The 25,058-nt window shown below is 30.2% G+C and carries 40 protein-coding genes; all 40 read right to left on the reverse strand.

Translation table 11 applies throughout. From position 1 onward, the window contains the following. Positions 1-2 precede the first annotated feature (2 nt). Positions 3-1,676: a ribonuclease J gene (locus VJI77_RS00950; RefSeq protein WP_323987920.1), complete on the reverse strand. Its 1,674-nt coding sequence runs from the start codon at positions 1,674-1,676 to the stop codon at positions 3-5. A gap of 9 nt (positions 1,677-1,685) precedes the next feature. Continuing rightward, positions 1,686-2,129 (reverse strand): Fur family transcriptional regulator, encoded by a 444-nt coding sequence (locus tag VJI77_RS00955; RefSeq protein ID WP_009372682.1) that lies wholly within the window; start codon positions 2,127-2,129, stop codon positions 1,686-1,688. 15 nt (positions 2,130-2,144) lie between these two features. Beyond that, on the reverse strand, positions 2,145-2,387 hold the full coding sequence (locus tag VJI77_RS00960) for a DUF1292 domain-containing protein (protein WP_009372314.1): 243 nt from the start codon (positions 2,385-2,387) through the stop codon (positions 2,145-2,147). Positions 2,388-2,397: 10 nt separating this feature from the next. Then, positions 2,398-2,823 (reverse strand): Holliday junction resolvase RuvX, encoded by a 426-nt coding sequence (gene ruvX, locus VJI77_RS00965; protein WP_323987922.1) that lies wholly within the window; start codon positions 2,821-2,823, stop codon positions 2,398-2,400. 60 nt (positions 2,824-2,883) lie between these two features. Further along, positions 2,884-3,135: an IreB family regulatory phosphoprotein gene (locus tag VJI77_RS00970; RefSeq protein ID WP_009732730.1), complete on the reverse strand. Its 252-nt coding sequence runs from the start codon at positions 3,133-3,135 to the stop codon at positions 2,884-2,886. A gap of 15 nt (positions 3,136-3,150) precedes the next feature. Next, positions 3,151-5,757 (reverse strand): alanine--tRNA ligase, encoded by a 2,607-nt coding sequence (gene alaS / locus VJI77_RS00975; RefSeq protein ID WP_323987923.1) that lies wholly within the window; start codon positions 5,755-5,757, stop codon positions 3,151-3,153. A gap of 9 nt (positions 5,758-5,766) precedes the next feature. Next, positions 5,767-6,969, reverse strand: coding sequence for an AI-2E family transporter (locus tag VJI77_RS00980; protein ID WP_293439871.1), 1,203 nt, complete (start codon positions 6,967-6,969; stop codon positions 5,767-5,769). Between the two features lie 11 nt (positions 6,970-6,980). After that, positions 6,981-8,117 (reverse strand): cysteine desulfurase family protein, encoded by a 1,137-nt coding sequence (locus VJI77_RS00985; protein ID WP_323987925.1) that lies wholly within the window; start codon positions 8,115-8,117, stop codon positions 6,981-6,983. A 320-nt stretch (positions 8,118-8,437) separates the two neighbouring features. Beyond that, positions 8,438-8,782 (reverse strand): 50S ribosomal protein L17, encoded by a 345-nt coding sequence (rplQ, locus tag VJI77_RS00990; RefSeq protein ID WP_009372580.1) that lies wholly within the window; start codon positions 8,780-8,782, stop codon positions 8,438-8,440. 17 nt (positions 8,783-8,799) lie between these two features. Further along, on the reverse strand, positions 8,800-9,741 hold the full coding sequence (locus tag VJI77_RS00995) for a DNA-directed RNA polymerase subunit alpha (protein ID WP_009372538.1): 942 nt from the start codon (positions 9,739-9,741) through the stop codon (positions 8,800-8,802). 62 nt (positions 9,742-9,803) lie between these two features. Further along, positions 9,804-10,199 (reverse strand): 30S ribosomal protein S11, encoded by a 396-nt coding sequence (rpsK, locus tag VJI77_RS01000; protein ID WP_004833590.1) that lies wholly within the window; start codon positions 10,197-10,199, stop codon positions 9,804-9,806. Positions 10,200-10,212: 13 nt separating this feature from the next. Further along, on the reverse strand, positions 10,213-10,581 hold the full coding sequence (gene rpsM, locus VJI77_RS01005; RefSeq protein ID WP_004833591.1) for a 30S ribosomal protein S13: 369 nt from the start codon (positions 10,579-10,581) through the stop codon (positions 10,213-10,215). A gap of 23 nt (positions 10,582-10,604) precedes the next feature. Next, positions 10,605-10,718, reverse strand: coding sequence for a 50S ribosomal protein L36 (rpmJ, locus tag VJI77_RS01010; RefSeq protein ID WP_004833592.1), 114 nt, complete (start codon positions 10,716-10,718; stop codon positions 10,605-10,607). A gap of 16 nt (positions 10,719-10,734) precedes the next feature. Further along, complete coding sequence (gene infA, locus VJI77_RS01015; RefSeq protein ID WP_004833593.1) at positions 10,735-10,953, reverse strand: translation initiation factor IF-1; 219 nt, start codon at positions 10,951-10,953, stop codon at positions 10,735-10,737. 12 nt (positions 10,954-10,965) lie between these two features. Then, complete coding sequence (locus VJI77_RS01020; protein ID WP_009372611.1) at positions 10,966-11,247, reverse strand: hypothetical protein; 282 nt, start codon at positions 11,245-11,247, stop codon at positions 10,966-10,968. A gap of 26 nt (positions 11,248-11,273) precedes the next feature. Continuing rightward, the gene (locus VJI77_RS01025) at positions 11,274-11,915 is read right to left on the reverse strand and encodes an adenylate kinase (protein WP_009372458.1); all 642 of its coding nucleotides are present in this window, start codon (positions 11,913-11,915) and stop codon (positions 11,274-11,276) included. Positions 11,916-11,932: 17 nt separating this feature from the next. Further along, entirely contained in the window at positions 11,933-13,210 is a 1,278-nt protein-coding gene (gene secY, locus VJI77_RS01030; protein ID WP_009372363.1) for a preprotein translocase subunit SecY, read from the reverse strand. Position 13,211: 1 nt separating this feature from the next. Beyond that, positions 13,212-13,661: a 50S ribosomal protein L15 gene (gene rplO, locus VJI77_RS01035; protein ID WP_323987928.1), complete on the reverse strand. Its 450-nt coding sequence runs from the start codon at positions 13,659-13,661 to the stop codon at positions 13,212-13,214. Positions 13,662-13,674: 13 nt separating this feature from the next. After that, the gene (gene rpmD, locus VJI77_RS01040) at positions 13,675-13,854 is read right to left on the reverse strand and encodes a 50S ribosomal protein L30 (RefSeq protein WP_004833601.1); all 180 of its coding nucleotides are present in this window, start codon (positions 13,852-13,854) and stop codon (positions 13,675-13,677) included. A 14-nt stretch (positions 13,855-13,868) separates the two neighbouring features. Further along, positions 13,869-14,375: a 30S ribosomal protein S5 gene (rpsE, locus tag VJI77_RS01045; RefSeq protein ID WP_009372402.1), complete on the reverse strand. Its 507-nt coding sequence runs from the start codon at positions 14,373-14,375 to the stop codon at positions 13,869-13,871. 17 nt (positions 14,376-14,392) lie between these two features. Continuing rightward, the gene (gene rplR, locus VJI77_RS01050) at positions 14,393-14,758 is read right to left on the reverse strand and encodes a 50S ribosomal protein L18 (protein ID WP_009372294.1); all 366 of its coding nucleotides are present in this window, start codon (positions 14,756-14,758) and stop codon (positions 14,393-14,395) included. A gap of 16 nt (positions 14,759-14,774) precedes the next feature. After that, the gene (gene rplF / locus VJI77_RS01055) at positions 14,775-15,314 is read right to left on the reverse strand and encodes a 50S ribosomal protein L6 (protein ID WP_009732759.1); all 540 of its coding nucleotides are present in this window, start codon (positions 15,312-15,314) and stop codon (positions 14,775-14,777) included. A gap of 34 nt (positions 15,315-15,348) precedes the next feature. Next, positions 15,349-15,744 carry a 30S ribosomal protein S8 gene (gene rpsH / locus VJI77_RS01060; RefSeq protein ID WP_004833608.1) on the reverse strand — a complete coding sequence of 132 codons (396 nt, stop codon included), beginning with the start codon at positions 15,742-15,744 and terminating at the stop codon, positions 15,349-15,351. A 24-nt stretch (positions 15,745-15,768) separates the two neighbouring features. Further along, on the reverse strand, positions 15,769-16,038 hold the full coding sequence (rpsN, locus tag VJI77_RS01065; protein ID WP_004833609.1) for a 30S ribosomal protein S14: 270 nt from the start codon (positions 16,036-16,038) through the stop codon (positions 15,769-15,771). A 14-nt stretch (positions 16,039-16,052) separates the two neighbouring features. Beyond that, positions 16,053-16,595: a 50S ribosomal protein L5 gene (gene rplE / locus VJI77_RS01070; protein WP_009372736.1), complete on the reverse strand. Its 543-nt coding sequence runs from the start codon at positions 16,593-16,595 to the stop codon at positions 16,053-16,055. Between the two features lie 19 nt (positions 16,596-16,614). After that, the gene (rplX, locus tag VJI77_RS01075; RefSeq protein WP_009372618.1) at positions 16,615-16,926 is read right to left on the reverse strand and encodes a 50S ribosomal protein L24; all 312 of its coding nucleotides are present in this window, start codon (positions 16,924-16,926) and stop codon (positions 16,615-16,617) included. A 14-nt stretch (positions 16,927-16,940) separates the two neighbouring features. Beyond that, positions 16,941-17,309 carry a 50S ribosomal protein L14 gene (gene rplN / locus VJI77_RS01080; RefSeq protein WP_009372516.1) on the reverse strand — a complete coding sequence of 123 codons (369 nt, stop codon included), beginning with the start codon at positions 17,307-17,309 and terminating at the stop codon, positions 16,941-16,943. A gap of 24 nt (positions 17,310-17,333) precedes the next feature. Beyond that, the gene (gene rpsQ, locus VJI77_RS01085) at positions 17,334-17,588 is read right to left on the reverse strand and encodes a 30S ribosomal protein S17 (protein ID WP_004833613.1); all 255 of its coding nucleotides are present in this window, start codon (positions 17,586-17,588) and stop codon (positions 17,334-17,336) included. A 6-nt stretch (positions 17,589-17,594) separates the two neighbouring features. Next, positions 17,595-17,801 (reverse strand): 50S ribosomal protein L29, encoded by a 207-nt coding sequence (rpmC, locus tag VJI77_RS01090; RefSeq protein WP_004833614.1) that lies wholly within the window; start codon positions 17,799-17,801, stop codon positions 17,595-17,597. Continuing rightward, on the reverse strand, positions 17,791-18,225 hold the full coding sequence (rplP, locus tag VJI77_RS01095; RefSeq protein WP_004833615.1) for a 50S ribosomal protein L16: 435 nt from the start codon (positions 18,223-18,225) through the stop codon (positions 17,791-17,793). The genes rpmC and rplP overlap by 11 nt, the downstream gene beginning before the upstream one ends. A 23-nt stretch (positions 18,226-18,248) precedes the next feature. Beyond that, positions 18,249-18,983, reverse strand: coding sequence for a 30S ribosomal protein S3 (rpsC, locus tag VJI77_RS01100; RefSeq protein ID WP_009372693.1), 735 nt, complete (start codon positions 18,981-18,983; stop codon positions 18,249-18,251). Positions 18,984-19,000: 17 nt separating this feature from the next. Then, positions 19,001-19,333 carry a 50S ribosomal protein L22 gene (gene rplV / locus VJI77_RS01105; protein WP_004833617.1) on the reverse strand — a complete coding sequence of 111 codons (333 nt, stop codon included), beginning with the start codon at positions 19,331-19,333 and terminating at the stop codon, positions 19,001-19,003. A gap of 19 nt (positions 19,334-19,352) precedes the next feature. Next, on the reverse strand, positions 19,353-19,637 hold the full coding sequence (gene rpsS, locus VJI77_RS01110; RefSeq protein WP_009372520.1) for a 30S ribosomal protein S19: 285 nt from the start codon (positions 19,635-19,637) through the stop codon (positions 19,353-19,355). A 16-nt stretch (positions 19,638-19,653) separates the two neighbouring features. Beyond that, on the reverse strand, positions 19,654-20,487 hold the full coding sequence (gene rplB, locus VJI77_RS01115) for a 50S ribosomal protein L2 (protein WP_029948886.1): 834 nt from the start codon (positions 20,485-20,487) through the stop codon (positions 19,654-19,656). 17 nt (positions 20,488-20,504) lie between these two features. Next, the gene (gene rplW / locus VJI77_RS01120; RefSeq protein ID WP_172965474.1) at positions 20,505-20,795 is read right to left on the reverse strand and encodes a 50S ribosomal protein L23; all 291 of its coding nucleotides are present in this window, start codon (positions 20,793-20,795) and stop codon (positions 20,505-20,507) included. Further along, positions 20,792-21,415, reverse strand: a complete 624-nt coding sequence (gene rplD, locus VJI77_RS01125; RefSeq protein WP_323987929.1) for a 50S ribosomal protein L4 — start codon at positions 21,413-21,415, stop codon at positions 20,792-20,794. The genes rplW and rplD overlap by 4 nt, the downstream gene beginning before the upstream one ends. Positions 21,416-21,432: 17 nt before the next feature. Next, on the reverse strand, positions 21,433-22,059 hold the full coding sequence (gene rplC / locus VJI77_RS01130) for a 50S ribosomal protein L3 (RefSeq protein ID WP_293440729.1): 627 nt from the start codon (positions 22,057-22,059) through the stop codon (positions 21,433-21,435). Positions 22,060-22,111: 52 nt separating this feature from the next. Next, the gene (gene rpsJ / locus VJI77_RS01135) at positions 22,112-22,423 is read right to left on the reverse strand and encodes a 30S ribosomal protein S10 (protein WP_009354283.1); all 312 of its coding nucleotides are present in this window, start codon (positions 22,421-22,423) and stop codon (positions 22,112-22,114) included. A 361-nt stretch (positions 22,424-22,784) separates the two neighbouring features. Next, the gene (locus tag VJI77_RS01140; RefSeq protein ID WP_323987930.1) at positions 22,785-23,996 is read right to left on the reverse strand and encodes a DNA recombination protein RmuC; all 1,212 of its coding nucleotides are present in this window, start codon (positions 23,994-23,996) and stop codon (positions 22,785-22,787) included. A gap of 7 nt (positions 23,997-24,003) precedes the next feature. Next, positions 24,004-25,005 carry a polysaccharide deacetylase family protein gene (locus tag VJI77_RS01145; protein WP_293440736.1) on the reverse strand — a complete coding sequence of 334 codons (1,002 nt, stop codon included), beginning with the start codon at positions 25,003-25,005 and terminating at the stop codon, positions 24,004-24,006. Positions 25,006-25,058: the final 53 nt, after the last annotated feature.

Here is a 25,058-nt window from a genome sequence, read left to right on the forward strand (position 1 = left end):
TCCTAAAGTTCAGTAATTATAGGAATAATCATTGGTCCTCTTTTTATTTCATGATAAATATAAGAATTTAAATCTTTTCTAATATTATATCTGATAGTTCCAATATCTGTTATAGAATCATCATTACAAATACTTAAAGTATTTTCAACAACTTTTCTCATTTCAGATACAAGATCTAAATTTTCCTTTACGTAGATAAATCCTCTTGAAACTATTTCAGGTCCTGAAATTATTTCTTTAGTAGATTTTTCTAGAACTACCATAACAATTATAATACCATCTTCAGATAGATGCTTTCTATCTCTTAGAACTGCACTACCTACATCTCCTACTCCAAGTCCGTCAACTAGTATATTTCCAGACTCAACTGTTCCTGATATAAATCCTTCTTGTTTATAATTAAATTCAAAAACAGTTCCATTTCGTCCTATTAAAATATTATCTTTTGACATTCCCATTTCAACAGCTAATTTAGCATGAGTTTTTAGATGCCTTGATTCTCCATGAACTGGAATAAAGTACTTTGGTTTAACTAAAGTATGAATTAACTTCAATTCTTCCTGACAAGCATGGCCTGAAACATGAACCTCTGCTAGAGAAGAATGAATTACTTTAACTCCCATTTCAACAAGACGATTTACAAGACCAAAAAAGATTTTTTCATTTCCTGGAATAGGGGAAGCTGAAATTATTACAGTATCATTTTCTGTTAATACTAGTTTTCTATGTTCACCGTAAGCCATTCTATTTAATGCACTCATAGGCTCGCCTTGACTTCCAGTCATTAAAAGTACAATTTCAGATTCATCATACTTATTAATATCCTTTAAATCAATAAGAGTTCCTTTTTCTATCTCTAATTTATTAAGTTCAGTTGCAACTTTAATAACATTAACCATTGAACGACCTGACACCGCGACTTTTCTTTTAAATTTCTCTGCAGCTTTTATAATTTGTTGAACTCGATGTAAATTAGAAGCAAATGTTGCAACTATAATTCTTCCATGAGCCTTATTAAAAAGTTCTATAAAAGTTTCCCCTACTGAACTTTCGCTCATAGTATATCCTGGTCTTTCGACATTAGTACTATCTGCACATAGAAGCATGACTCCATCCATTCCCCATTGAGCTATACGATGTAAATCCATCTTATCTCCATCAATAGGCGTATAATCAATTTTGAAGTCTCCGGTAAAAATAATATTTCCGACTGGTGTTTTTATTCCAAAACTTACACTATCAGGAATACTATGACAAGCTCTTATAAATTCAACAGAAAAATGTTTAGTTTTTATCGTTTCACCTGCATTAACCAAATACAAATTTTCTTTACTAAGATTATGTTCTTGTAATTTATTTTCAACAAGGCCTAAAGTTAATTTAGTTCCATAAACAGGTACATTTATTTTCTTCAATATATATGGGACTGATCCAATGTGATCTTCGTGTCCATGTGTCAAAAAAAGAGCTTTTACCCTATCAATATTTTTCATTAAATAGGTAATATCTGGAATTACAATATCTATTCCTGGCATATCGTCATCTGGAAAAGTCATCCCACAATCCAAGATGATAATTTCATCATCATATTCCAAAATAGACATATTTTTACCTATTTCACCAACTCCGCCTAAGGGTATCATCTTTAAAGTTTTCTTTTTGTTTTTTTGCACCACAATAATCCCCTACTTCTTTTCAAGATTTAAACAATCTGAACACTTTCCATAGAATTTTAAATCGTGGTTCATAATTTTAAATTTATACTTTTCTTCAATAATTTGTTCTAAAGTTTCTAAATAATCTTCTTCAACTTCAATTATTTTTCCACAATCTTTACATAAGAGATGATGATGTTGATGTTTGTCATCTTCTCTTATAATTTCATATCTATATCTTTTATCATCAAAATCCAATTTATGAACTATATTCATCTTATCAAAAATAACAAGTGTACGATAAACTGTAGCAATTCCTAAATCTTTATCATATTTGCTAGCTATTTCATGTAATTCTTCTGGACTTAAATGATTACCTTTGTTTTCATTAAGGACATTAAAAACAATTTCTCTTTGCTTAGTAATCTTGTAGTTGTTTTCAACTAACAACTTCTTCATTTCTTTTACTTCCATAACTATTCTCCTTTTCTAAATTTTTTCTTTTTCTGACTTTAATTCCTCATAAACTTCAATCGCATCGGAAAGTTCTTCATCATCAATACCTTCTAAATTAATATTTCCATCCTTATCATATATAATTCTTAAAATATATGTACTAATATCATCTTTTGAATTTAAAACCGCATATTCACAATCATTCATACCAAAAGTATCAATTAATTCAAAAATAATTTTTTTCCCATTTTCATCAAAAGCTTCAAAACGCTCCAAAATATCACTCCTATTTTTTATCCAAATATGATTGTAAAATATATGTAGCAGCTACTTTGTCTATTACTTTTTTTCGCTTCTTTCTACTCATATTTCCTTCAATCAAAATTCTTTCTGCACTTACAGTTGTGAGTCTTTCATCTTGCATAATAATTTCTATATTAAAAGAATTTTCTTTTAAAAATTCTTTTAAAGATTCGACAAAAGATAGAACCTTCTCTCCCTGTGGACCAATAGTATTATTCATATTTTTAGGAAGTCCAATAATAATTTTAGTAATATTTTCTTTAATTATTATATCTTTTAAAATATCAAAATCTTTTTCAATACTTTCTCTAAAAATTGTACTATGTCCTTCTGCCATAATAAACAAAGGATCACTAATAGCAACACCAATTGTTCTATCACCCACATCTAAAGCCATATATCTATTCATAAATACCCCTTTTTTCCATTATGTAAAAGCCCCGGCAAAAAATTTTTGCCGGGAATAGTATTAATCTTTTATATAATTTTCAAGAAATTCTTCAAGTATCTCATCTCTACTAACTTGTCTAATTAAACCTCTAGCATTATTATAACTAGTAATATAAGTAGGATCCCCTGAAAGAATATATCCTATAATTTGATTTTTTGGATTATATCCCTTACTTTCTAGTGCACAATACACTATTTTTATAATTTCTCTAATACTTTTCTTATCAGTTGGTATTTCAATTCTCATTGTTTCATTGAATTCGTTTGACATATAATCCCTCCTATTTTAAAATTGAGATTTTAAAATCTCCTCAGCTTGTTCTAAAGCAAAATCAACTTTACTTAAGTCTTTACCTCCTGCTGATGCGATATCTGGTCTACCACCACCGTTACCGCCAACAAGTTTAGCGACATCTTTAACAATATTTCCAGCATTAATTTTTCTTGCATTCAAATCTTTACTTACTCCAACTGTAAAAGTAAGTTTTCCTTGATAAACATTAGCAAACACTATTACACTTGTACCCAATTTATCTCTTAATTTATCAATTAAATCTCTTAAATCATTTTGATTTTCAAATTCTACTTTTTTTGCTATAAAAGAAATACCTTCTATATCTTTCTTTTCAGCAATAAAAGCATCTAAACTATTCAAAGTCATTTGAGATTTAATTTCTTTAAGTTCTTTTTCTAATGACTTAATGTCATCAGTAAGAGAAGCCACTTTAGAAACTAACTCAGACTTTTTACACTTTAACACATTTGAAACTTCTTCGATTTGATTTTCAGTCTTCTTTAGGTACTCGTAAACGCTTCTTCCTGTAATAGCTTCAATTCTTCTAACTCCTGCAGCAACACTTGACTCTGAAATTATTTTAAACATCTGAATTTCACTAACATTTTTTACATGAGTACCACCACAAAGTTCTATTGACCAACCGCCAAATGAGACTACTCTTACTACATCCTTATATTTGTCTTCAAATAGTCCAATAGCTCCCATTTTTGATGATTCTTCTAATGACATTTCTTCTACAATTGTATTAAGATTTAAAGCTATCTTATCATTTACAATCTGCTCTACTCTTTTTAAATCTTCAGTACTTATAGCTTCAAAATGAGTAATATCAAATCTTAATTTATTTGCATCTACTAAAGAACCTGCTTGATTAATGTGATTACCTAAAACTTCAATTAAAGCTTGATGTAAAAGATGTGTTGCAGAATGGTTTTTCATAATATCACGTCTATTATTTACATCAATTCTAAATGTTAATTCATCATTTAGCTTAACATTCCCACTAATTACCTCAACACTATGGAATATTCCATTATTTTTATTTTTCTTAGTATCTAAAACTTTAAGTTCACAGTTTTCACCAACAATAATTCCTATATCTCCAACTTGTCCTCCACCTTCACCATAGAAAACAGTTTTATCAGAAACTAAAAGAGCTCTATCTCCTTGACTTAAAGTTGAAACTTCTGCTTCATCTTTAAATAATTTTATTACTTTTCCAACACATTCATTTTCAGTATAACCCAAAAATTCTGTTTCTTTTAATGCTTTTAAATAATCAGTATTCTTTTCACTCCAACCTGCTGATGAAATATTTCTACCTTCTCTAGCTCTAATCTTTTGGTCTTGCATATTTTTATTAAAAGCCTCTTCATCAACTTCCATTTTTTCTTCTTCTAAAATTTCTTTTGTCAAATCTAAAGGAAATCCATAAGTATCATACAATTTAAATGCTTTCTCTCCAGATAGAATCTTTGAATTTTTTGATTTTTCATCTTCTATATAAGAATTTAAAATACCTAAACCTTGTTCTATTGTTTCTTGAAATTTAGATTCTTCAGCATTTAAAATCTTAAAAATTCTTTCACTATCTTCCAATAATTCAGGATATTCCGTATTATATGCTTCCATAACAACTTTTGAAACATCTACTAAGAAATTATCCTTAATTCCCAACAATTTGCCATGTCTTGCTGCACGTCTTATTAGTCTTCTTAAAACATAACCTCTTTGTTCATTACTAGGAATTACACCATCATATATTAAAAATGTCATAGCTCTAGCATGATCGGCTATTACTCTTATAGAAATATCAGAGATTTCATTTGATTTATATTGAACACCTGATATTTCTTCTATTTTCTTTATTATAGTATCTACTAAGCCTATTTCAAATATATTATCTTTTTCTTCTAAAACCAAAGTAAGTCTTTCAAGTCCCATACCTGTATCAATATTTGGATGCTCTAATCTATGGTAATTTCCATCTTTATCTTTATTAAATTGAGTAAAAACTAAATTCCAAATTTCCATAAATCTATCATCAGGATTAGTATATTTTTCTCCTCTATCATACATTATTTCAGAGCAAGGACCACAAGGGCCAACTTCTAATTCCCAAAAGTTATCTTCTTTTCCAAGTCTTTGAATTTTTTCTGCTGGAAGTCCAACTTCATTTCTCCAAATATTATAAGCTTCATCATCTTCTTCATAAACAGTTACTGATAATAAATTTTTATCCATTTCTAGTTTTTCAGTAAGAAATTCCCAAGCCCATGTTATAGCTTCTCTTTTAAAATAATCTCCAAAAGAAAAATTCCCTAACATTTCAAAAAAAGTTCCATGTCTTTGAGTTTTTCCTACATTATCTATATCTGCTGTTCTAATACATTTTTGACTAGAAGTAGCTCTATTTTTACTCATTTTTTTTACTCCAGTAAAATAATCTTTTAATGGAGCCATTCCAGCATTTATAAGTAAAAGACTTTTATCATTGTTTGGTATTAAAGGATAACTTTTTAAACGCAAATGTCCTTTACTTTCAAAAAATTCTAAATATTCTTCTCTTATTTCATTTAATCCTAGTTTTCTCATATATCCCTCTTAATCATTAATTTTATCTTTGTATAAATATTTTTTTACATATGGCTTTGTATGTTTATAAATTATCTTTATAACCGCTGCAACTGGTACAGAGAAAATCATACCAAAAACTCCAAACATTCCGCCGCCTATTATTAATAGTATCAAAACTATTAGTGGATGCATTCCTGTACTATCTCCCAGTATTTTTGGCCCCAAAATATTATTTTCAAGCCATTGAACAAAACAAAATAGAACAGCAACCCAGAAAGCAGTAAAAGGTCCTTTAAATAATGCTAGTAGAACCGCAGGTACAAAGCCTAAAAATGGTCCAATATATGGAATAATATCTGCTACACATGTTATAACACCTATTACAAAGGAAAACTCAATTCCAAATGCCATAAGATATACCATAGTAGCTACTCCTACAAAAATAGCCATTATAATTCTGCCTCTTACAAACATAGACAGAGATTCATCTATTTCTCTCCAAATTTTAACCAAAAAGTTTTCATACCTATCAGGAACATTTTTGCTTATAACATCTAAAATTTTATCTTTTTCAAGCAACAAATAAAATGTTATTACAGGAATTAAAATTAATTGAATAACAACTCCTATAAAACTTGAAATTCCAGCTACCATTCCTGTAATCCATGTTGCAGAGTATGACAATAATGTATTGGCAATCTTTACTAGTTGTCCATTAATTCCAGTTATAAATTCACTAATAAACGGAGCATCTGTAAATAAATCTTGTCTAATTCTATCACTATAATCTACAAAATTTTTAACCATATCAGGCAATGAAAATAATAAATGTTTAAACTGTCTAAATGTACTTGGAAATATTCCAATAGCTAAAACAAAAATTGCTAATGCAATTATAATATAAATAAGTATTATAGCATATAATCTTTTTATATTTTTCTTCTCTAAAAATTTCATAAATGGATTTAAAATATAAGCTATTATTACAGATGCTATAAAAGTAAATAATGTTATCCTTAAAATTGGATAAGTCTTAAATAAAAAGCATATTATAAATGCAATTAAAATATACAGTAATATTCTTATAATTTTTAATTTATTAAATTTTATTTTATCATCATCTTCTAACTTTCTATTAGAAAATTGAATAAATACATATATTCCAACTATTAATAAAACAGAAATCAGTATTTTTATAGTAATATTTAAAACAGAATCAAAATTTAACATATTACCTCCACCTAATTAATTATTTCTTTTAAAGCTATAATAAATTCATCTATTTCCCCAAAAGTATTATTCTCTCCAAAACTTATTCTTATAGCACTATTCTTTAATTCTTCATCAATATCCATTGCTGTTAAAACATGAGAATTTTCAACAGATCCGCTGCTACATGCAGAACCACCTGAAATGCATATTCCTTTAAAATCCATAGACATAATAATCATTTCTTTATCTATTCCTAAAAAAGAGATATTTATATTTCCAGAAGATCTATTTTCTATAGAACCATTAATTTTATAGTTTTCAAAATTTTCTTTTATTTTCTTCAAAAAATAATTTCTTAATGCAAATCTCTTAGAAACATTCTCTTCTCTTTTAATTCTTAAAATATCAATAGCTTTCGAAAAACCAACTATCCCAGCAACATTTTCAGTTCCTGCTCGCCTTGATCGTTCTTGACTCCCTCCAAAGATAAAATTTTCAATATCTGTTCCTGTTTTTATATATAAAGCGCCTATTCCTTTTGGAGCATGAACCTTATGACCAGAAATAGAAAGCAAATCAACATTCAAATCTTTAACATCAATTTCAAGTTCAGATAAAGCTTGAACTGCGTCTGTATGAAAAACTATATTTGAATTTTTTTCCTTTACAAGATTACAAATTGTTTTTATATCTTGAATAGTTCCAACTTCATTATTAACATACATAACAGATACTAAAATTGTATCTTCTCTTATTGCATTCACAATATCTTTTTTATCTATAAAACCTTCTTTATCAGGATTAATAAAAGTAACATCAAAACCTCTATTTTCTAAAAATTTTGCAGTTTCTATGATTGCAGAGTGTTCAAAGGCTGTTAATATAATATGACCATTTTTTCTTCCCTTAAACAAAGTAAGTCCCATAAGAGCCCAATTATCTGCTTCTGTCCCTCCAGATGTAAAAAATAACTCATTTTTTTCGGCATTTATGTAATTGGAAATATTCTCTCTTGACTTTTCAATAGCAACTCTAGATTTTTGTGAAAATTCATAAAGAGAAGAAGGATTAGAATAATTAAAAATCAAAAACTTCTTCATTTCATTAAAAATTTCTTCATTTAAACTTGTAGTCGCGAAATTATCAAAATAAATAATATTACTCATATACATAAAACTCCATTTTTTAAAAATACATTACCATAATTATACTCCAAAATGCTATAAATTACAAGAAAACATAATAAAAAGTACAAAAATAATAGTAATTACTCATTTTAAAAATCAAATTATTGTATTTATTATTTTATCAATTAGCTTGTTTAGTTTAAGAAAAAAATTTCCTAATATTCTATAAAATATACTCTAACGAATCTATAATAATCTTATAAAAAATCTTTCATTCTATTTTTTATACAAAAAAGGCACTGATTAATCAGTGCCTTTAGTAAAATTTTATTAAAATCTAATATTAGCCTTTAAGCAAATTATTTTACTAATTCTAAAATCGCCATTTCAGCTGCGTCCCCTTGTCTAGGTCCTAGCTTTAATATTCTTGTATATCCACCATTTCTTTCTTTATAAAGTGGAGCAATTTCTTCGAATAGCTTATGAACTGTTTCAGTCTTGTAAATATAAGCTAAAGCTTGTCTTCTTGCATGAAGATCGCCTTTTTTCCCAAGAGTTATCATTTTTTCAGCTACTCTTCTAGTTTCCTTTGCTCTTGTCAACGTAGTTTCAATCTTACCATTTTCAATAAGAGATTGAACTTGATTTCTAAGCATTGCATCTCTATGATCAGCTCTACGTCCAAGTTTTCTTAAATTAGCCAAAGTACTACCTCCTCTTTTTATTCTTCATCTAAAAATTTTAAACCTAATTCATGTATTTTATCTACTACTTCTTCTACAGATTTCTTACCAAAGTTTTTAATCTTCTTTAGTTGTTCTATATCTTGTGAAATAATATCTTTAACTGTATCAAGATTTGCTCTTTTCAAACAGTTAAAACTTCTAAGGGATAAATCTAATTCTTCAACACTCTTTGATAAAACACTATTAGTGTCTAAATTTTTACCATCTTTTATACTTGAATTATCAAGGTTAATGTCTGGTAGTGATCTAAATAGACTTAAGTAATCTATAAAAATTCCAGCACCTGTTGAAAGAGCTTCTTGTGGAGTAATAGTTCCATTTGTCCAAACTTCAATTTCAAGTTTGTCAAAATCTATACTTTGTCCAACTCTAGTATTCCCTACCATAAAGTTTACTTTCTTTACAGGAGAAAAAGAAGAATCAACTGCTATTGAATTAATATCGCAATATTCTTTATTCAAGTCGCTAACTCTATAGCCCTTACCATTTAAGACTAATAAATCCATACGGATTTCTCCCTCTTCATTAAGAGTTGTTATATAATGATCTTTATTAGCTATTTCAACATTTTGATTTTCAGAAATATCTCCAGCTGTTACAACTTTTGGACCTTTTACATTTAATTCTAATATCACTGGCTCATCATTAAATTTCTTTAATGCAATTCCCTTAATATTAATTAAAATTTCTGGAACATCAGCTATTGAACCCTTAATAGTAGTAAACTCATGTCCAACACCATCAATTTTAACAGTTGCTATGGCAGAACCAGGAAGAGATCCTAAAAGTACTCTTCTCATTGAATTCCCTAATGTAGTACCATATCCTCTATCAAGAGGCATAATAGCAAATTTACCATAGTTTTTTTCAAGATCTATATCTAAAACTTCAATATTTGTATTTAAATCTTCTGTCATAGACTTTATCCTCCTTAGTCTAATTCATATTGAAACTTTTAAATACCTTTAAAAGTTTACAATTACACTCTTCTTCTCTTTGGTGGTCTACAACCATTATGTGGAATTGGAGTAACATCCTTAATTAAACTAACTTCAAGTCCAGTAGCTTGCAATGATCTGATAGCAGCTTCTCTACCTGATCCAGGTCCTTTAACATAAACTTCTACAACTTTTAGTCCATGTTCCATAGCTTTTTTTGCAGCTTCTTCAGCAGCTTGTTGTGCAGCAAATGGAGTAGATTTTCTTGATCCTCTAAAACCTAATTGTCCAGCACTTGCCCAAGAAATTACATTACCGTTTAAATCACTAAGAGTTACCATAGTGTTATTAAATGAAGAAACGATATGAGCTTGTCCTTTTTCAATATTTTTACGCTCTCTTCTTTTAACACGAGCTTTTTGTTTCTTAATTGCCAATTAAATCCCCTCCTTATTTACCTTTTTTTGTACCAGAAACTTTCTTTGGACCTTTTCTAGTTCTGGCATTATTTTTAGTATTTTGTCCTCTTACAGGTAAACCTCTTCTATGTCTGATTCCTCTGTAACAGTTAATTTCTCTTAATCTCTTAATATTCATAGCGATTTCTCTACGTAAATCACCTTCAACAAGATATTTATCTATTTCAGCTCTTATTAAAGCAACTTCAGCTTCAGTTAAATCTTTAACTCTTGTATCTGGGTTGATTCCAGCATTTCTAAGAATATCATTTGAAGTCTTTCTACCTATACCATAGATATAAGTCAAACCTATTTCTACCCTTTTTTCTCTTGGTAAGTCGACACCTACAATTCTTGCCACTGTTACCTACACCTCCATCTTCATTAACCTTGTTTTTGTTTGTGCTTTGGATTTTCACAAATCACCATTACTCTACCTTTTCTTCTGATGATTTTACATTTTTCGCACATTTTTTTCACTGATGGTCTTACTTTCATTTAAGTCCCTCCTATGCTACTTGTTTCGCCAAGTTATTCTTCCTTTTGTTAAATCATAAGGTGATAGTTCAACTAATACCTTATCTCCAGGAAGAATTCTTATATAATTCATTCTTAATTTTCCTGATATATGAGCTGTTATTTCATGACCATTTGCAAGTTTAACCTTGAATATAGTATTTGGCATAGCATCAATAACAGTTCCTTCAACTTCTATAACATCCTTTTTGGACATTTAAAGAACCTCCTATTTTTCTACATTATCCTGTATATATGATTTTAATAATTTTCTCAAATTAGAATCATTAAATGATAATGGATTCAAACTAAAATCTTTAAGCACGTCATTATAAATTTGCAAATGCTTTGACTTTTTAAGTTTAGGTTTAGAAAGAGGTCTGTTACTACCATTAGCAACTTTTACTAATGATGAACTAATTACCTCAACTATGATCATTACTTCGCCCTTGTCACGGCCCTTAAGTGATTTTACAACCTGACCTACTTTAAAATCAAAATTTAGATCCATAGTATACTCTCCAAAATGTCAGACATTTAAGAAAGAGACTCCTTAATTTGTGAAAAGACATCCTCAATAGACAAAGTACCATCAACAGTTAAAATCAATCCTAAATTCTTGTAAAAATCAATTAGTGGAAAAGTCTGCTTTTCATATACTTCTATACGATCTAATACAGTTTTTTCATTATCATCCGCTCTTTGAATAACTTCTCCTGAGCACTTATCACAAACTCCATCTTTTAATGTTGGTTTATTATCTACATGATAAGTTTCTCCACAGTTTTTACAAACTCTTCTTCCAGAAAGTCTTTTTACTAAAATATTTTTATCAACATCAATGTTTATAACCTTATCTAGTTTAAGACCTCTTTCTTCTAAGCCTTTTTGTAAAGCTTCTGCTTGATTAATTGTTCTTGGAAAACCATCTAGTAAAAATCCTTTTTTACAGTCATCTTTTGATAATCTGTCCCAAACTAAATCAATAGTAAGTTCATCAGGTACTAATTGACCTTTATCTAAATATGACTTTACTTTTTTTCCAAGTTCTGTTTCATTTTTAATATTATGTCTAAAAATATCTCCTGTTGAAATATGAGTTATACCATATTCCGCAACGATACTTGACGCTTGAGTTCCCTTTCCTGCCCCAGGGGGTCCTAACAAAATTAGTCTCATATTTTATCTCCTATAAACTATTTATTCAAAAAACCTTTATAGTGTCTCATTAACATCATAGATTCTATTTGTTTCATTGTTTCAATTACAACACCAACTATAATTATAGCTGATGTTCCACCAAAATTAATTTTCATTCCACTTAAACGTGAAATAACTATTGGTGCTGAAGCAATTAATGCTAGTATAATAGAACCTGAGAAAGTAATTCTATTTGATATTTTTTGTAAATATTCTCCGGTAGGTTTGCCAGGTCTGATTCCTGGAATAAATCCACCATATTGTTGTAAATTTTTTGCGTATTCAACAGTATTAAATTGAATTGATGAATAAAAGAATCCAAACAATATAATCAACATAAAATTCAATATTGAATATACATAAACACCAACTGAACCTTCAACTGTTAAGTATGAACTAATCCAACTTGGAGTTCCACCAGAAAATAATAATGAAAGAGTTTGTGGCATAGCTAATAAAGATGATGCAAAGATTACTGGCATTACACCACTCATATTAACTTTTACAGGAATATGAGTAGCTTGTCCCCCATACATCTTCCTTCCAACAACCTTCTTAGCATATTGAACTGTAATTTTTCTTTCACCTTCATTTATAAGTACAACAATTACAACTATTGCAATAGCAGCAAGTACAACACCTATTATTGTTAAAATTCCAACTGTTCCAGTCGCAATTCCGTAAATAAATGTTCCGACTTGTGTTGGTAAGTTAGAAACAATACCAAGGAAGATAATAATTGAAATACCATTACCAATTCCTTTTTCAGTAATCATTTCACCTAACCAAACTAAGAACATAGAACCTGCTAATAAAGATGTAATAATCAATGCTGATTGAATATATCCTTTAGCAACTATTGCTTTTGCAAATAATCCATTTGCTATTGCCATAGCTTCAAATATTCCAAGTATTACTGCGCCTATCTTAGTATATTTTGCAACTTTTTTTCTGCCCATTTCACCATCTCTGGCAATTTCGCCAAGTCTTGGGAATGCAATAGTAAGAAGTTGAACAACTATTGATGCAGTAATGTATGGATAAATACTTAGAGCAAAAACGCTCATTTGTTTTAAACTACCACCGGCAAGTAAATCTAACAAATTTACTAAACCTCCAGCATTACTACTCATGAGCTTATTAACAACTGTTTTATCCATAAATGGAATTGGAATAATATTCCCAAGTCTATAAACAACAATCATCAATAGTGTAAAAATCATTTTACTTCTGATTTCTTTTATTCTCCACGCATTTGATAGAGTCTTGAACATATTAGATCACCTCTACCTTTCCTCCAGTGCTTTCTATTTTTTCGATAGCACTCTTAGTAAATTTACTGCAAGATACAGTTAATTTTTTAGTTAATTCTCCATTACCTAATATTTTAACACCATCTTTTGCCTTAGCTTTTTTAGCTAAATTAACTTCAAATATTAATTCTTCAGTAACTTCTGTACCATCTTCAAAAATATTTAATTGTTCTACATTAACTTCTGCATACTGTTTAGCAAAAATATTTGTAAAACCTCTTTTTGGAAGTCTTCTAAATAGGGGCATTTGTCCACCTTCAAATCCAGGTCTTACTCCACCACCTGATCTTGAATTTTGACCGTCACGTCCTTTACCACCATATTTACCAAGTCCAGAACCGTAACCTCTACCAAGTCTTTTTCTTGCTTTTGAGCCTCCACCTTCAGCAGGTCTTAAATCATGTAACTTCACGCTTTATACCTCCTTAAATTTCTTCAACTTCAAGCATAAAACTAATTTGATTGATCATCCCTCTAATTGATGGAGTGTCCTCTTTAACAACTGTTTGACCAACTTTTTTTAAACCTAAAGCTTCAACATTTTTAACATGTTTTTCTATTCTACCAATTTTACTCTTTTTAAGTGTTATTTTGAGCTTTGCCATTTTAAAAGCCCTCCTTAACCTAATATTTCTTCTACGGATTTTCCTCTTAATCTAGCTATATCTTCAGCTCTCTTAAGATTCTTTAATCCTTCCATAGTTGCATTAACTATATTTCTAGCATTAGTAGTTCCCAAAGATTTACTTCTTACATCTTTGATTCCTGCAAGTTCACAAACCGCACGAACAGGGCCACCAGCGATAACTCCAGTACCAGCTCCAGCAGGTTTTAATAAAACTCTACCAGCTCCAAAAACTCCTACAATTTCATGAGGAATTGAAGTATTTACAAGAGGCACTTTAATCACATGCTTTTTAGCGTCTTGAACACCTTTTCTTATGGCTTCAGGAACTTCAAGTGCTTTACCAATACCAACACCAACATGTCCATTTCCGTCTCCAACTACTACAAGAGCGCTAAATCTAAAGTTTCTACCACCTTTTACTACTTTAGTAACACGGTTGATGGCAACTACTCTTTCTTCTAATTCTAATCCTTCTACTTCTTTAATTAAAAGTTCCATTAATTACCCTCCTGATACTAAAATTTAAGTCCAGCTTCTCTGGCACCATCAGCTAATTCTTTAACTTTACCATGATATAAATATCCGCTTCTATCAAAAACTACTTCTGTAATGCCTTTTTCAATAGCTTTTTTTCCAATTGCAAGACCAACAGCTTTAGCAGCTTCTTTATTTGATTTTGATTCTAATGAAGCTAATTCTTTATCCAAAGTTGAAGCTGAAACTAAAGTTATACCTTTAGTATCGTCTATAATTTGAGCATATATATTAGTATTACTTCTATATAAATTTAATCTTGGTTTTTCAGGAGTTCCAGAAACTTTTTTTCTTACTCTAGCATGTCTTGCTTTTCTATTTTCATTCTTGTTAATTTGCTTTAACATTAAATTTCACTCCTTTCTATTTACCAGTCTTACCAACTTTACGTCTGATATATTCTCCTTCATATCTAACACCCTTACCCTTATAAGGTTCTGGTCTTCTATAAGAACGAATATTAGCTGCAAAGTTTCCAAGTTGTTGTTTATCAATACCATTAATCACAATTTTTGTTGGTTCAGGAACTTCAACAGTAATACCTTCTGGATCCATTACTTCAATTGGATGAGAATATCCTAAATTTAAAGTTAATTTCTTTCCAGATTTTGCTGCTCTATATCCAGTTCCTTCAATAATCAAAGTTTTAGTAAATCCCTTTGAAACACCATCAATCATGTTCGCAAGTAATGTTCTTGTTAGACCATGAAGTGATTTATGTCTTTTTATTTCAGAAGGACGTTCTATATTTATTGTATTTCCTTCCATTTTTATGTTCATTTCTCTGCTTAATTGTTGAGTTAATTTCCCTTTAGGTCCTTTTACTTCAACATAGTTTTCGTCTCCTAAGATTACCTCAACTCCAGCAGGAATAACAATTGGTTTTAATCCAATTCTTGACATTGGTTTACCTCCTTAGTTTTATTCCTTAAACATGTTACCAAACGTAACAAAGAACCTCTCCACCAATACCTTCTTTTCTAGCAACCTTATCAGTTACAACTCCTTTTGATGTTGAGATAATAGCAATTCCAAGTCCTCCTAAAACTTTAGGAATTTCATGGCTTCTAGCATAAACTCTTAAACCTGGTTTTGAAATTCTCTTAAGTCCTGAAATAACTTTTTCATTGTTCTTTCCATATTTTAAGTCAACTGTGATGATTCCTTGTTTGTCATCTTCAATTACATTATATCCTTCAATAAAACCTTCATCTAATAAAATCTGTACAAGATTTTTCTTCATTTTTGATGCAGGTATTTCAACAGATGAATGTCTTGCGTTATTACCATTTCTAATTCTTGTAAGCATATCTGCTATAGGATCAGTCATCATATAAGCTTCCTCCTTTATCTAATATTACCAACTAGCCTTTTTAACGCCAGGGATTTCTCCCTTGTAAGCTAATTCACGGAATACAATACGGCTGATTCCATATTTTCCAATGTATCCATGAGGACGTCCAGTTATTTTACAACGGTTGTGTAAACGTGTTGGAGAAGCATTTCTTGGTAATTTGCTTAATCCAACATAGTCCCCTTTGGCTTTTAATTCTGCACGTTTTGCAGCATATTTTTCAACTAACTTTTGACGTTTTAATTCACGTTGTACCATTGATTTTTTAGCCATTAAATTTCCTCCTACTACTTTTTAAAAGGCATTCCTAATAGCTCTAAAAGTGCTTTTGACTCTTCATCAGTCTTAGCAGTAGTAACTATTATAATATCCATTCCTCTTATTTGATCAATCATATCATATACGATTTCTGGGAATATTAATTGTTCTTTTATACCTAATGCATAATTTCCTCTACCATCAAAGCTTGAAGCACTAACACCTCTAAAGTCTCTTACACGTGGAAGAGCGATGTTAACTAATCTATCTAGAAAATCATACATTTTTTCTCCTCTAAGAGTTACTTTAGTACCTATCTTCATACCTTCTCTTAGTTTGAAGTTTGCAATTGACTTTTTAGCAGTAGTTATTACAGGTTTTTGGCCTGAAATAATTTCCAAGTCTCTTAAAGCGCTTTCTAAAACTTTTGGATTATCTTTAGCTGAACCTAAACCAATATTGATAACAATCTTATTTAGTTTAGGAACCTCCATAATATTTTTATATTTAAAACGTTCCATTAAAGCAGAAACTATTTCTTCTTTATATTTAACTTGCATTCTGGAAGTCACTTAAGATTCCTCCTTTCAACTATTTATCTATTTTTGAACCACTTTTTTTACTGATTCTAACTTTCTTATCTCCTTCAAGAGTGTAACCAATTCTAGAAGGTTTATTAACTTTAGGATCAAGGTACATTACATTTGAAACATCAATACTTCCCTCAATTTTAATTAAGCCAGATTCATCTTTAGGATTTCTAGCCTTTTTATGTTTAGTTTGAATATTTACTCCTTGAACTATTACTCTATTTTCTTTTACTAAAGTTTTAAGTACTTTTCCAGTTTTTCCTTTATCTTTTCCTGCAATTACAATAACAGTATCTCCAGATTTTATTTTCATTCTAACACCTCCTATTATAATACTTCAGGTGCAAGAGATATAATTTTCATAAAGTTACCAGCTCTTAGCTCTCTTGTAACTGATCCGAAAATTCTTGTACCAACTGGGTTCTTATCATCTTTTATAATTACTGCTGCATTATCATCAAATCTAATGTAGCTGCCATCATTTCTCTTTATACTATTTGTTGTTCTAACAATTACCGCTTTTACAACGTCACTTTTCTTAACAACTCCACCTGGTGTAGCACTTTTAACAGTACAAACTACTATATCGCCAACTTTTGCATATTTCTTATTAGTACCACCAAGTACTCTGATAACAAGAAGTTCTTTAGCGCCAGAGTTGTCAGCAACTTTTAAACGACTTTCTGTTTGAATCATACGATACTCCTTTCCAGATGAAAATTATTTTACTCTTTCAAGTATCTCAACAAGTCTCCATCTCTTTTCTCTTGAAAGAGGTCTTGTTTCCATAATTTTAACTCTATCACCAATTAAACATTCATTATTTTCATCATGTGCTTTAAATTTTGTAGTTTTTTTCATTTGTTTTTTATAAAGTGGGTGAGAAACAAAAGTTGCAACTTCTACAACAATAGTCTTATCCATTTTATTAGAAACTACATTTCCTATTATGACTTTTCTACTATTTCTTTCCATATAGTATTAAGCCTCCTTTCCAGCATTAAGCTCACGTTCTCTGATAATAGTCTTAACACGAGCTATATCTTTTTTAATGCCACCAATTCTCATAGGATTCTCTAATTGTCCAGTGGCTAATTGAAAACGTAAATTAAATAATTCAACTTTTAAATCTTTTAATTTTGCTTGTAAATCACTATCATTCATTTGGCGAATTTCTTTAATTTTCATTAGCTTCACCTTCCTTCATCTCACGAGTTATAAATTTAGTCTTTACAGGTAGTTTGTGAGCAGCAAGTCTCATAGCTTCTCTAGCTACATCAACAGGCACACCACTCATTTCAAATAATACTCTACCTGGTTTAACAACTGCTACCCAGTATTCAGGAGCTCCTTTACCAGAACCCATTCTTACTTCAGCAGGCTTTTTAGTAACAGGCTTATCAGGGAATACTTTAATCCAGATCTTACCGCCTCTTTTTATATATCTTGTCATCGCACGTCTTGCAGATTCAATTTGGTTTGCAGTCATCCAGCAAGGTTCTAATGCTTGAATTGCATAATCTCCATAAGAAATTGTATTTCCCCTTAGAGCTTTACCAGTCATTCTGCCTCTATGAACTCTACGATATTTTACTCTCTTAGGCATTAACATAGACTCTTTCCTCCTTCCAGTAACTAAGCTTCTTTCTTAGCACCAGTTTTATTAAATCTTTTCTTATTGTCTTTCTTGTTTCTTCTATCTTTTTTTGCAGGTTTTTCTTCAATAACTGCAGCTTTCATTCCTGGAAGAACTTCTCCTTTATATAACCAAACTTTTACACCTAATTTTCCATAAGTTGTATCAGCTTCAGCAAATCCATATTCTATGTCTGCTCTTAAAGTTTGTAGAGGAATTGTTCCTTCAGAATATCCTTCAGTTCTAGCCATATCAGCTCCACCAAGTCTACCAGAAACAGCAGTTTTAATACCTTTTGCCCCTGCTTTTAATGATCTTTGCATAGCTTGTTTCATAGCACGTCTAAAAGATACACGTCTTTCTAATTGTCCAGCAATGTTTTCAGCAACTAATTGAGCACTTAAATCAGGTCTCTTAACTTCTTCAACATTAACAATTACTTTTTTACCAGTTAATTTTTCAATTTTAACTCTTAATTCTTCAACACCAGCACCTGATTTTCCAATTACCATTCCAGGTTTAGCAGTAAAAACTGTTACCTTTACTCTATTTGCTGATCTTTCTATTTCAACTTTAGGTACTCCTGAAAGAGCTACCTCTTTTTTAACAAGTTTACGAATATTGTGGTCTTCTACTAATAAATCACCAAATTCTTTTTTATTGGCAAACCATCTTGAGTCCCAATCTTTTATTATTCCAACTCTTAACCCATGAGGATTAACTTTTTGACCCATTTTTTATCCTCCTTATACTATCTTTCTGCTACCGTTACACCAATATGACTTGATCTTTTCAAAATTGGGTAAGCTGAACCTTTAGCCTTTGGTCTCCATCTTTTCATAACTGGAGCATCATTTGCATAAGCTTCTAATACATAAAGGTCTTTTCTATCTAAATTATGATTATTTTCTGCATTAGCAACAGCTGATTTTAATACCTTTTCTAATAATCTAGCACCCGCTTTAGGAGTGAATCTTAGAATAGATAAAGCTTCATCTACATGCTTTCCTCTTATTTCTCTACAAATAAAGTTTACTTTAAGAGGTGAAATTCTTTGATATTTTGCAATTGCTTTAGCTTGCATGTTATCTCCTCCTTATCTATTATCTTACTTTACTATTTTTTTCATTTTTTCCAACATGACCCTTGTAAGTTCTAGTTAAAACGAACTCTCCAAGTTTATGTCCTACCATATCGTCAGTAATGTATATTGGTAAGTGCTTTCTTCCGTCATGAACAGCTATAGTATGTCCAACAAATTGTGGAAAAATTGTACTTCTTCTTGACCAAGTTTTTACAACTTTTTTTTCATCTGCACTATTTAATGCATCTATTTTCTTTAAAAGATGATCATCACAAAATGGTCCTTTTTTAAGAGATCTACCCATTTGTTTTCCTCCTTAATTAGTTTTTAGTTCTTCTTCTTACTATGAACTTATTAGACTTTTTATTTTTCTTTCTAGTCTTAAGTCCTAAAGCTGGTTTACCCCAAGGAGTTGAAGGTGCTGGACGTCCAACAGGAGTTCTACCTTCACCACCACCATGAGGGTGATCTACTGGGTTCATCGCTGATCCTCTAACATGTGGTCTCTTACCCATATGTCTTGATCTTCCTGCTTTACCGATAGTTATAAGTTCATGACTTAAATTTCCAACTTGACCAACTGTAGCTCTACATTCTAAATGAATTAATCTAAATTCACCTGAAGGTAATCTCAATTGTGCAAATCTTCCTTCTTTACCCATTAACTGAGCTTCAGAACCTGCACTTCTTACAAGTTGTCCACCTTTTCCTGGTTTTAACTCAATATTATGAACATTTGTACCAACTGGAATATCTTTTAATTTTAATGCATTACCAATCACGATATCTGCATTTTCACCTGATTCTATTTTATCTCCAACCTTTAATCCTTCTGGAGCTAAGATATATCTCTTTTCTCCATCTAGATAATGAATTAATGCTATATTAGCAGTTCTATTTGGATCATATTCTATAGAAGCAACTTTTCCTGGTACTCCATCTTTATTTCTTTTAAAATCTATTATTCTATACTTTCTTTTAGCACCGCCACCTCTGTGTCTAACGGTAACTCTACCTAGTGAATTTCTTCCGCCTGATTTTGATAAAGAAACTAATAAAGACTTTTCAGGTTTTGTCTTAGTTATTTCATCAAAAGTTAAAACGCTCATTCCACGTACACCAGCAGAAGTTGGTTTATACTTTCTAATAGCCATTAATATTACCTCCTATATTAAATACTTTCAAAAAATTCAATTTCTTTAGAATCTTCTGTAAGAGTAACAATGGCTTTTTTCCAATCAGGTCTTTTGCCAACATTAGCTCCCATTCTTTTTTTCTTACCAGTAATATTCATTGTATTTACTTGTTTAACTTTTACACCAAAAATTGTTTCTACGGCTTTTTTGATTTCTGATTTATTAGCCCTAGTATCAACTTTGAAAGTGTATCTTTTTGATTCCATATTTTCCATTGAACGTTCAGTTACAACTGGTTTAATAATAATATCATATGCTGTCATTATGCATACACCTCCTCAATTTTTGATAAGGCATCTTTTACGATTACAAGATTATCAAATCTCATTAAATCATAAACATTCATATAATCTACAACAACAGTTTCAACTTTTGGAAGGTTCGCAAATGATTTTACAATCATTTCATTTCCTTCTGGTAAAACTATCATAGTTTTTGTTTCTAAGCTTAAATTTTTCAAAATTTCTTTTGCTTTCCTTGTGCTGAATGCATCAACTGTTAAAGCATCTAAAATTCTTAACTCTCCTTCAAGAACTTTTGAAGAAAGAACTGATCTCATAGCAAGTCTTCTTACTTTCTTAGGAACTGAGTATCTATAGCTTCTTGGTTTTGGTGCGAACACTACTCCGCCACCTTTCCATTGAGGAGCTCTTATACTACCTTGTCTAGCACGACCAGTACCCTTTTGTCTCCAAGGCTTTCTTCCACCCCCACGTACTTCCGCACGAGTTTTAGCAGATTGTGTGCCTTGTCTTCTATTAGCTAAATGGTTTTTTACTACTTCATAAACAACATGTTCATTAACTTCAACACCAAAAATAGCTTCGTTTAATTCTATATCACCAACAACTTCTCCTAGTTGGTTATAAACATTAACCTTAGGCATTATTTATCCTCCTTAAACTATCTTTTAACCGCTTCTCTAATTGTTACTAAACCACCTTTAGGTCCTGGAATAGCACCTTTTACAAGAATTAGGTTCTTTTCAACGTCAACTTTTACAACAACAAGATTTTGAACAGTACTCTTTTCATTTCCCATTTTTCCACTTGCTTTTCTACCTTTAAGTACTCTACCTGGGTAAGTACCTGCACTTCTAGCTCCAGCTACTCTATGGGATTTAGAACCATGTCCTTCTGGACCTCTTCCGTAATTCCATCTCTTTATAGCGCCTTGAGTACCTTTACCCTTTGAAGTTCCGATAACATCAACTTTATCTCCTTCAGCAAATAAGTCAACTTTAATTTCTTGACCAGTTTCAAAAGTTTCGCCTTCGTTTAATCTAAATTCTCTTACAAATCTCTTATATCCAACACTTACTTTATCAAAATGTCCTTTAAGAGGTTTTGTAACCTTTTTTTCTTTTTTGTCTACATATCCACATTGGATTGCATTATAACCATCAGTTTCAACAGTTTTAACTTGAGTAACGAACATAGGGCCCGCTTCAACAACTGTTACAGGAACAACTGCTCCATCTTCAGTAAAAATTTGAGTCATTCCAATTTTTTTACCTAAAATACTCTTCATTGAGTACACCTCCTATTACTTACAGCGGATTGATTTACAATCATTCTAAGATTTATAACTTAATTTCGATATCTACACCACTTGGAAGATTCAATTTTTTTAAACTTTCCAAAGTTTTTTGGTTTGGATTTAGGATATCAATAAGTCTTTTATGTGTTCTTTGTTCGAATTGTTCTCTACTATCTTTGTATTTGTGAACAGCTCTTAAGATTGTAATGATTTCCTTTTCTGTTGGTAGTGGAATAGGTCCTGATACTTCTGCACCAGTTCTCTTTGCAGATTCCACTATTTGTTGCGCTGAGCTATCGATTAATTCATGATCGTAAGCTCTTAATCTGATTCTGATTTTTTGCTTGTTTGCCAATTTTTTTACCTCCTTATTTCGCATGTTTTGGCATCATGCAACTAGGTCCTCCGTATCAACTCATCCGTGTGTTCCATTTTCACTTCCAAAAAATACGGCGACCCGTCGCCGAAATCTAGTTCGACATACTCAGAAATAATTACCTCAAAAGGCTATAAAACAGCCATAATTTGAGCAACCTATTTCGTCAACGCCTATTATGTGCATATGAGCACCCATATATTATACTATATCATTTCTATTATTGCAATACTTTTTTTAGATTTTTTTAAAAATTTTTTCACCATATATTGTAAAATTAAGTTAGCCACATATAAAAAAAAAGATAGTGTATAATTTTTATACACTATCTTACCTAAATTTATTCCTCAATTTTTAAAACTTCTTCCATTTCTTCTTTTTCAAATACCTCAACATTCTTGATATTATCAAATCTTCTTGTTATCTTTGTCGAAGTAGTAAAAATATCTTTTACATCTTTACTTACCTTGTTTATATCTTTTTCTAGTGTTTCCCATCTTTTTGCATATCTTTCAAACTCTGCAGAGAGCGAATTTAATTCTTTTTGAATCTCTAAAGCATATTGAGATTGCTTTAAGTTTTGAGAAACAGCTTGTATTGTTGTTAATATCGCCATCATTGTAGTTGGAGATGTAATCCAAACTCTCTTTGAATATGCATATTCAACAATTTTAGGCATATAAGCATTAAGATAAGCAAATATAGCTTCTGCTGGCAAAAACAAAATCGCTTGATCTGTTGTTTCGTTTTTTATTATATATTTAGAAGAAATATCATCAATGTGTTTTTTTAAATTTTGTTCAAAACTCTTTTCGTTTTCTACCTTGTTTTCAGATGTATCTTCAAAAATTCTCCTATAATTTTCCAATGGAAATTTACTGTCAATGCAAATAGTTCCAACTGGTTCTGGAGCAAATATCACTGCATCTGCCATCGTCCCGTTAGAAAGTTTATATTGTTTTTGATAAATTTCATTATTATTTCCAAAAGCTGAAGTCAAAACTTGATATAATTGTACTTCACCAAATATGCCACGAGTTTTTTTATCAGTCAAAACATTATTTAAATTTTGAACATTATTAGATAAAAATTCCATCTTTTTTTGTGCTTCATCAAGCCTTCCTAAACTTTGCATAACATTACTAAATGTCTTTTTAGTATCTTCAAAACTTTTTTCAAGCTTAACTTCAACACTTTCATTTATCTTATCAAGTCTACCTTCTACAACAACAGTAAGATTTAAGAAGTCCTTTTTCAACTCAGATTTTAATTTATCATTAAAATTAAAAATTGAATCAATATTTTCTTTACCTGCTTTTATAATATTATCATTAGTGGAATTTTTAAATTCAAGCAATTGATTGGAGATTTTTTCATTATTTCCATTTAATTTTTCGTTTAATTTATTAAATTCATCCGAAAAACTAAGTTTTAACTTTAGAATACCTTCATCTCTTATTATATCATCATTTGATTTTTTCAATATTTTAAAAATCAAAACAATGACAATAACTACTAATAAAATTAAAATCCCAATTAAAAAATAAATCATATTTCACCTATTTTAAAATACCAAATTCATATCCATTAGATTTAAAATAATCAATTATACTAGGCAAAGTTTCTACAGTTAAATTCTTTCCTTGAGAATCATGCATTAAAACAACAGCAACATTTTGTTGTTTCCAATAGCTCAAAGACGTTTTAACATATTTTAACATTTCTTCTTTATTAGTTGGTCTAACCTTTTGTGGTTCAGCATCACCAGATAAACTATTCCAATCTATCCATTCAAGTCCCAAACTTTTTAGAACTTCATCACCATTACCAGCATTTTCAAGACCTTTCCAGGACATATGTCCACCTGGATATCTCCAAACCCCAGTATTAAATTTATCTCCAAGAAGTTCCTTTAATCTTGATAAAGTCTTTTCTGCTTCATCTTTTATAACGGATGCATTAGGAACTCTATTTGGATATAGTTTATTATAATCATGAGAAAAACTATGAATTGCTATTCCATGTCCTTCTTTTAATTCTCTTTCCAAATATGGCTTTGCTTGATCATTTAATGTTTTACCAACTATAAAGAAAGTAGCTGGAACTTGTTTTTCCTTAAGAATATCTAAAACTTTATCTGTAATTCCAGGAGTAACACCGTCATCAAAAGTTAAGAACACCATTTTCTTTCCAGTATATTCTTTTTTACTCATGATATAGTCTCTAATTTCAGCGGTATCATAAGCATAAGAATCTGCAGACTTTATGTGGCTTCCAGATTCTGAAAAATCTATACCATTAGAATCTTGTTTTTCTGGTTCTTTTTCAGTTGTGTTTTGTTTTTCCTCAGAATTATTATCAGATGTATTTTTTTGCTCATTTTCATTATTTTTATTTTGTATTTGTGTTTTATTTTGATACATCACACTTAAAACATATTTACCACCTAAAAAGACAAATAGTGCTAAAAAAACCGCAGTTATTATAACAAAATTTTCTTTTCTTCTTCTTTTCTTTTTTTTCTTCTTTGTTACTTTTATTTTTTCTTCATTATCTATCATTAATTTTACCTCCTAATTTAGTACAATTATTTATTTCCAATTAATAATTGTAT

This window comes from Parvimonas sp. D2, assembly GCF_035282635.1.
In the GTDB taxonomy this organism is placed as follows: domain Bacteria; phylum Bacillota; class Clostridia; order Tissierellales; family Peptoniphilaceae; genus Parvimonas.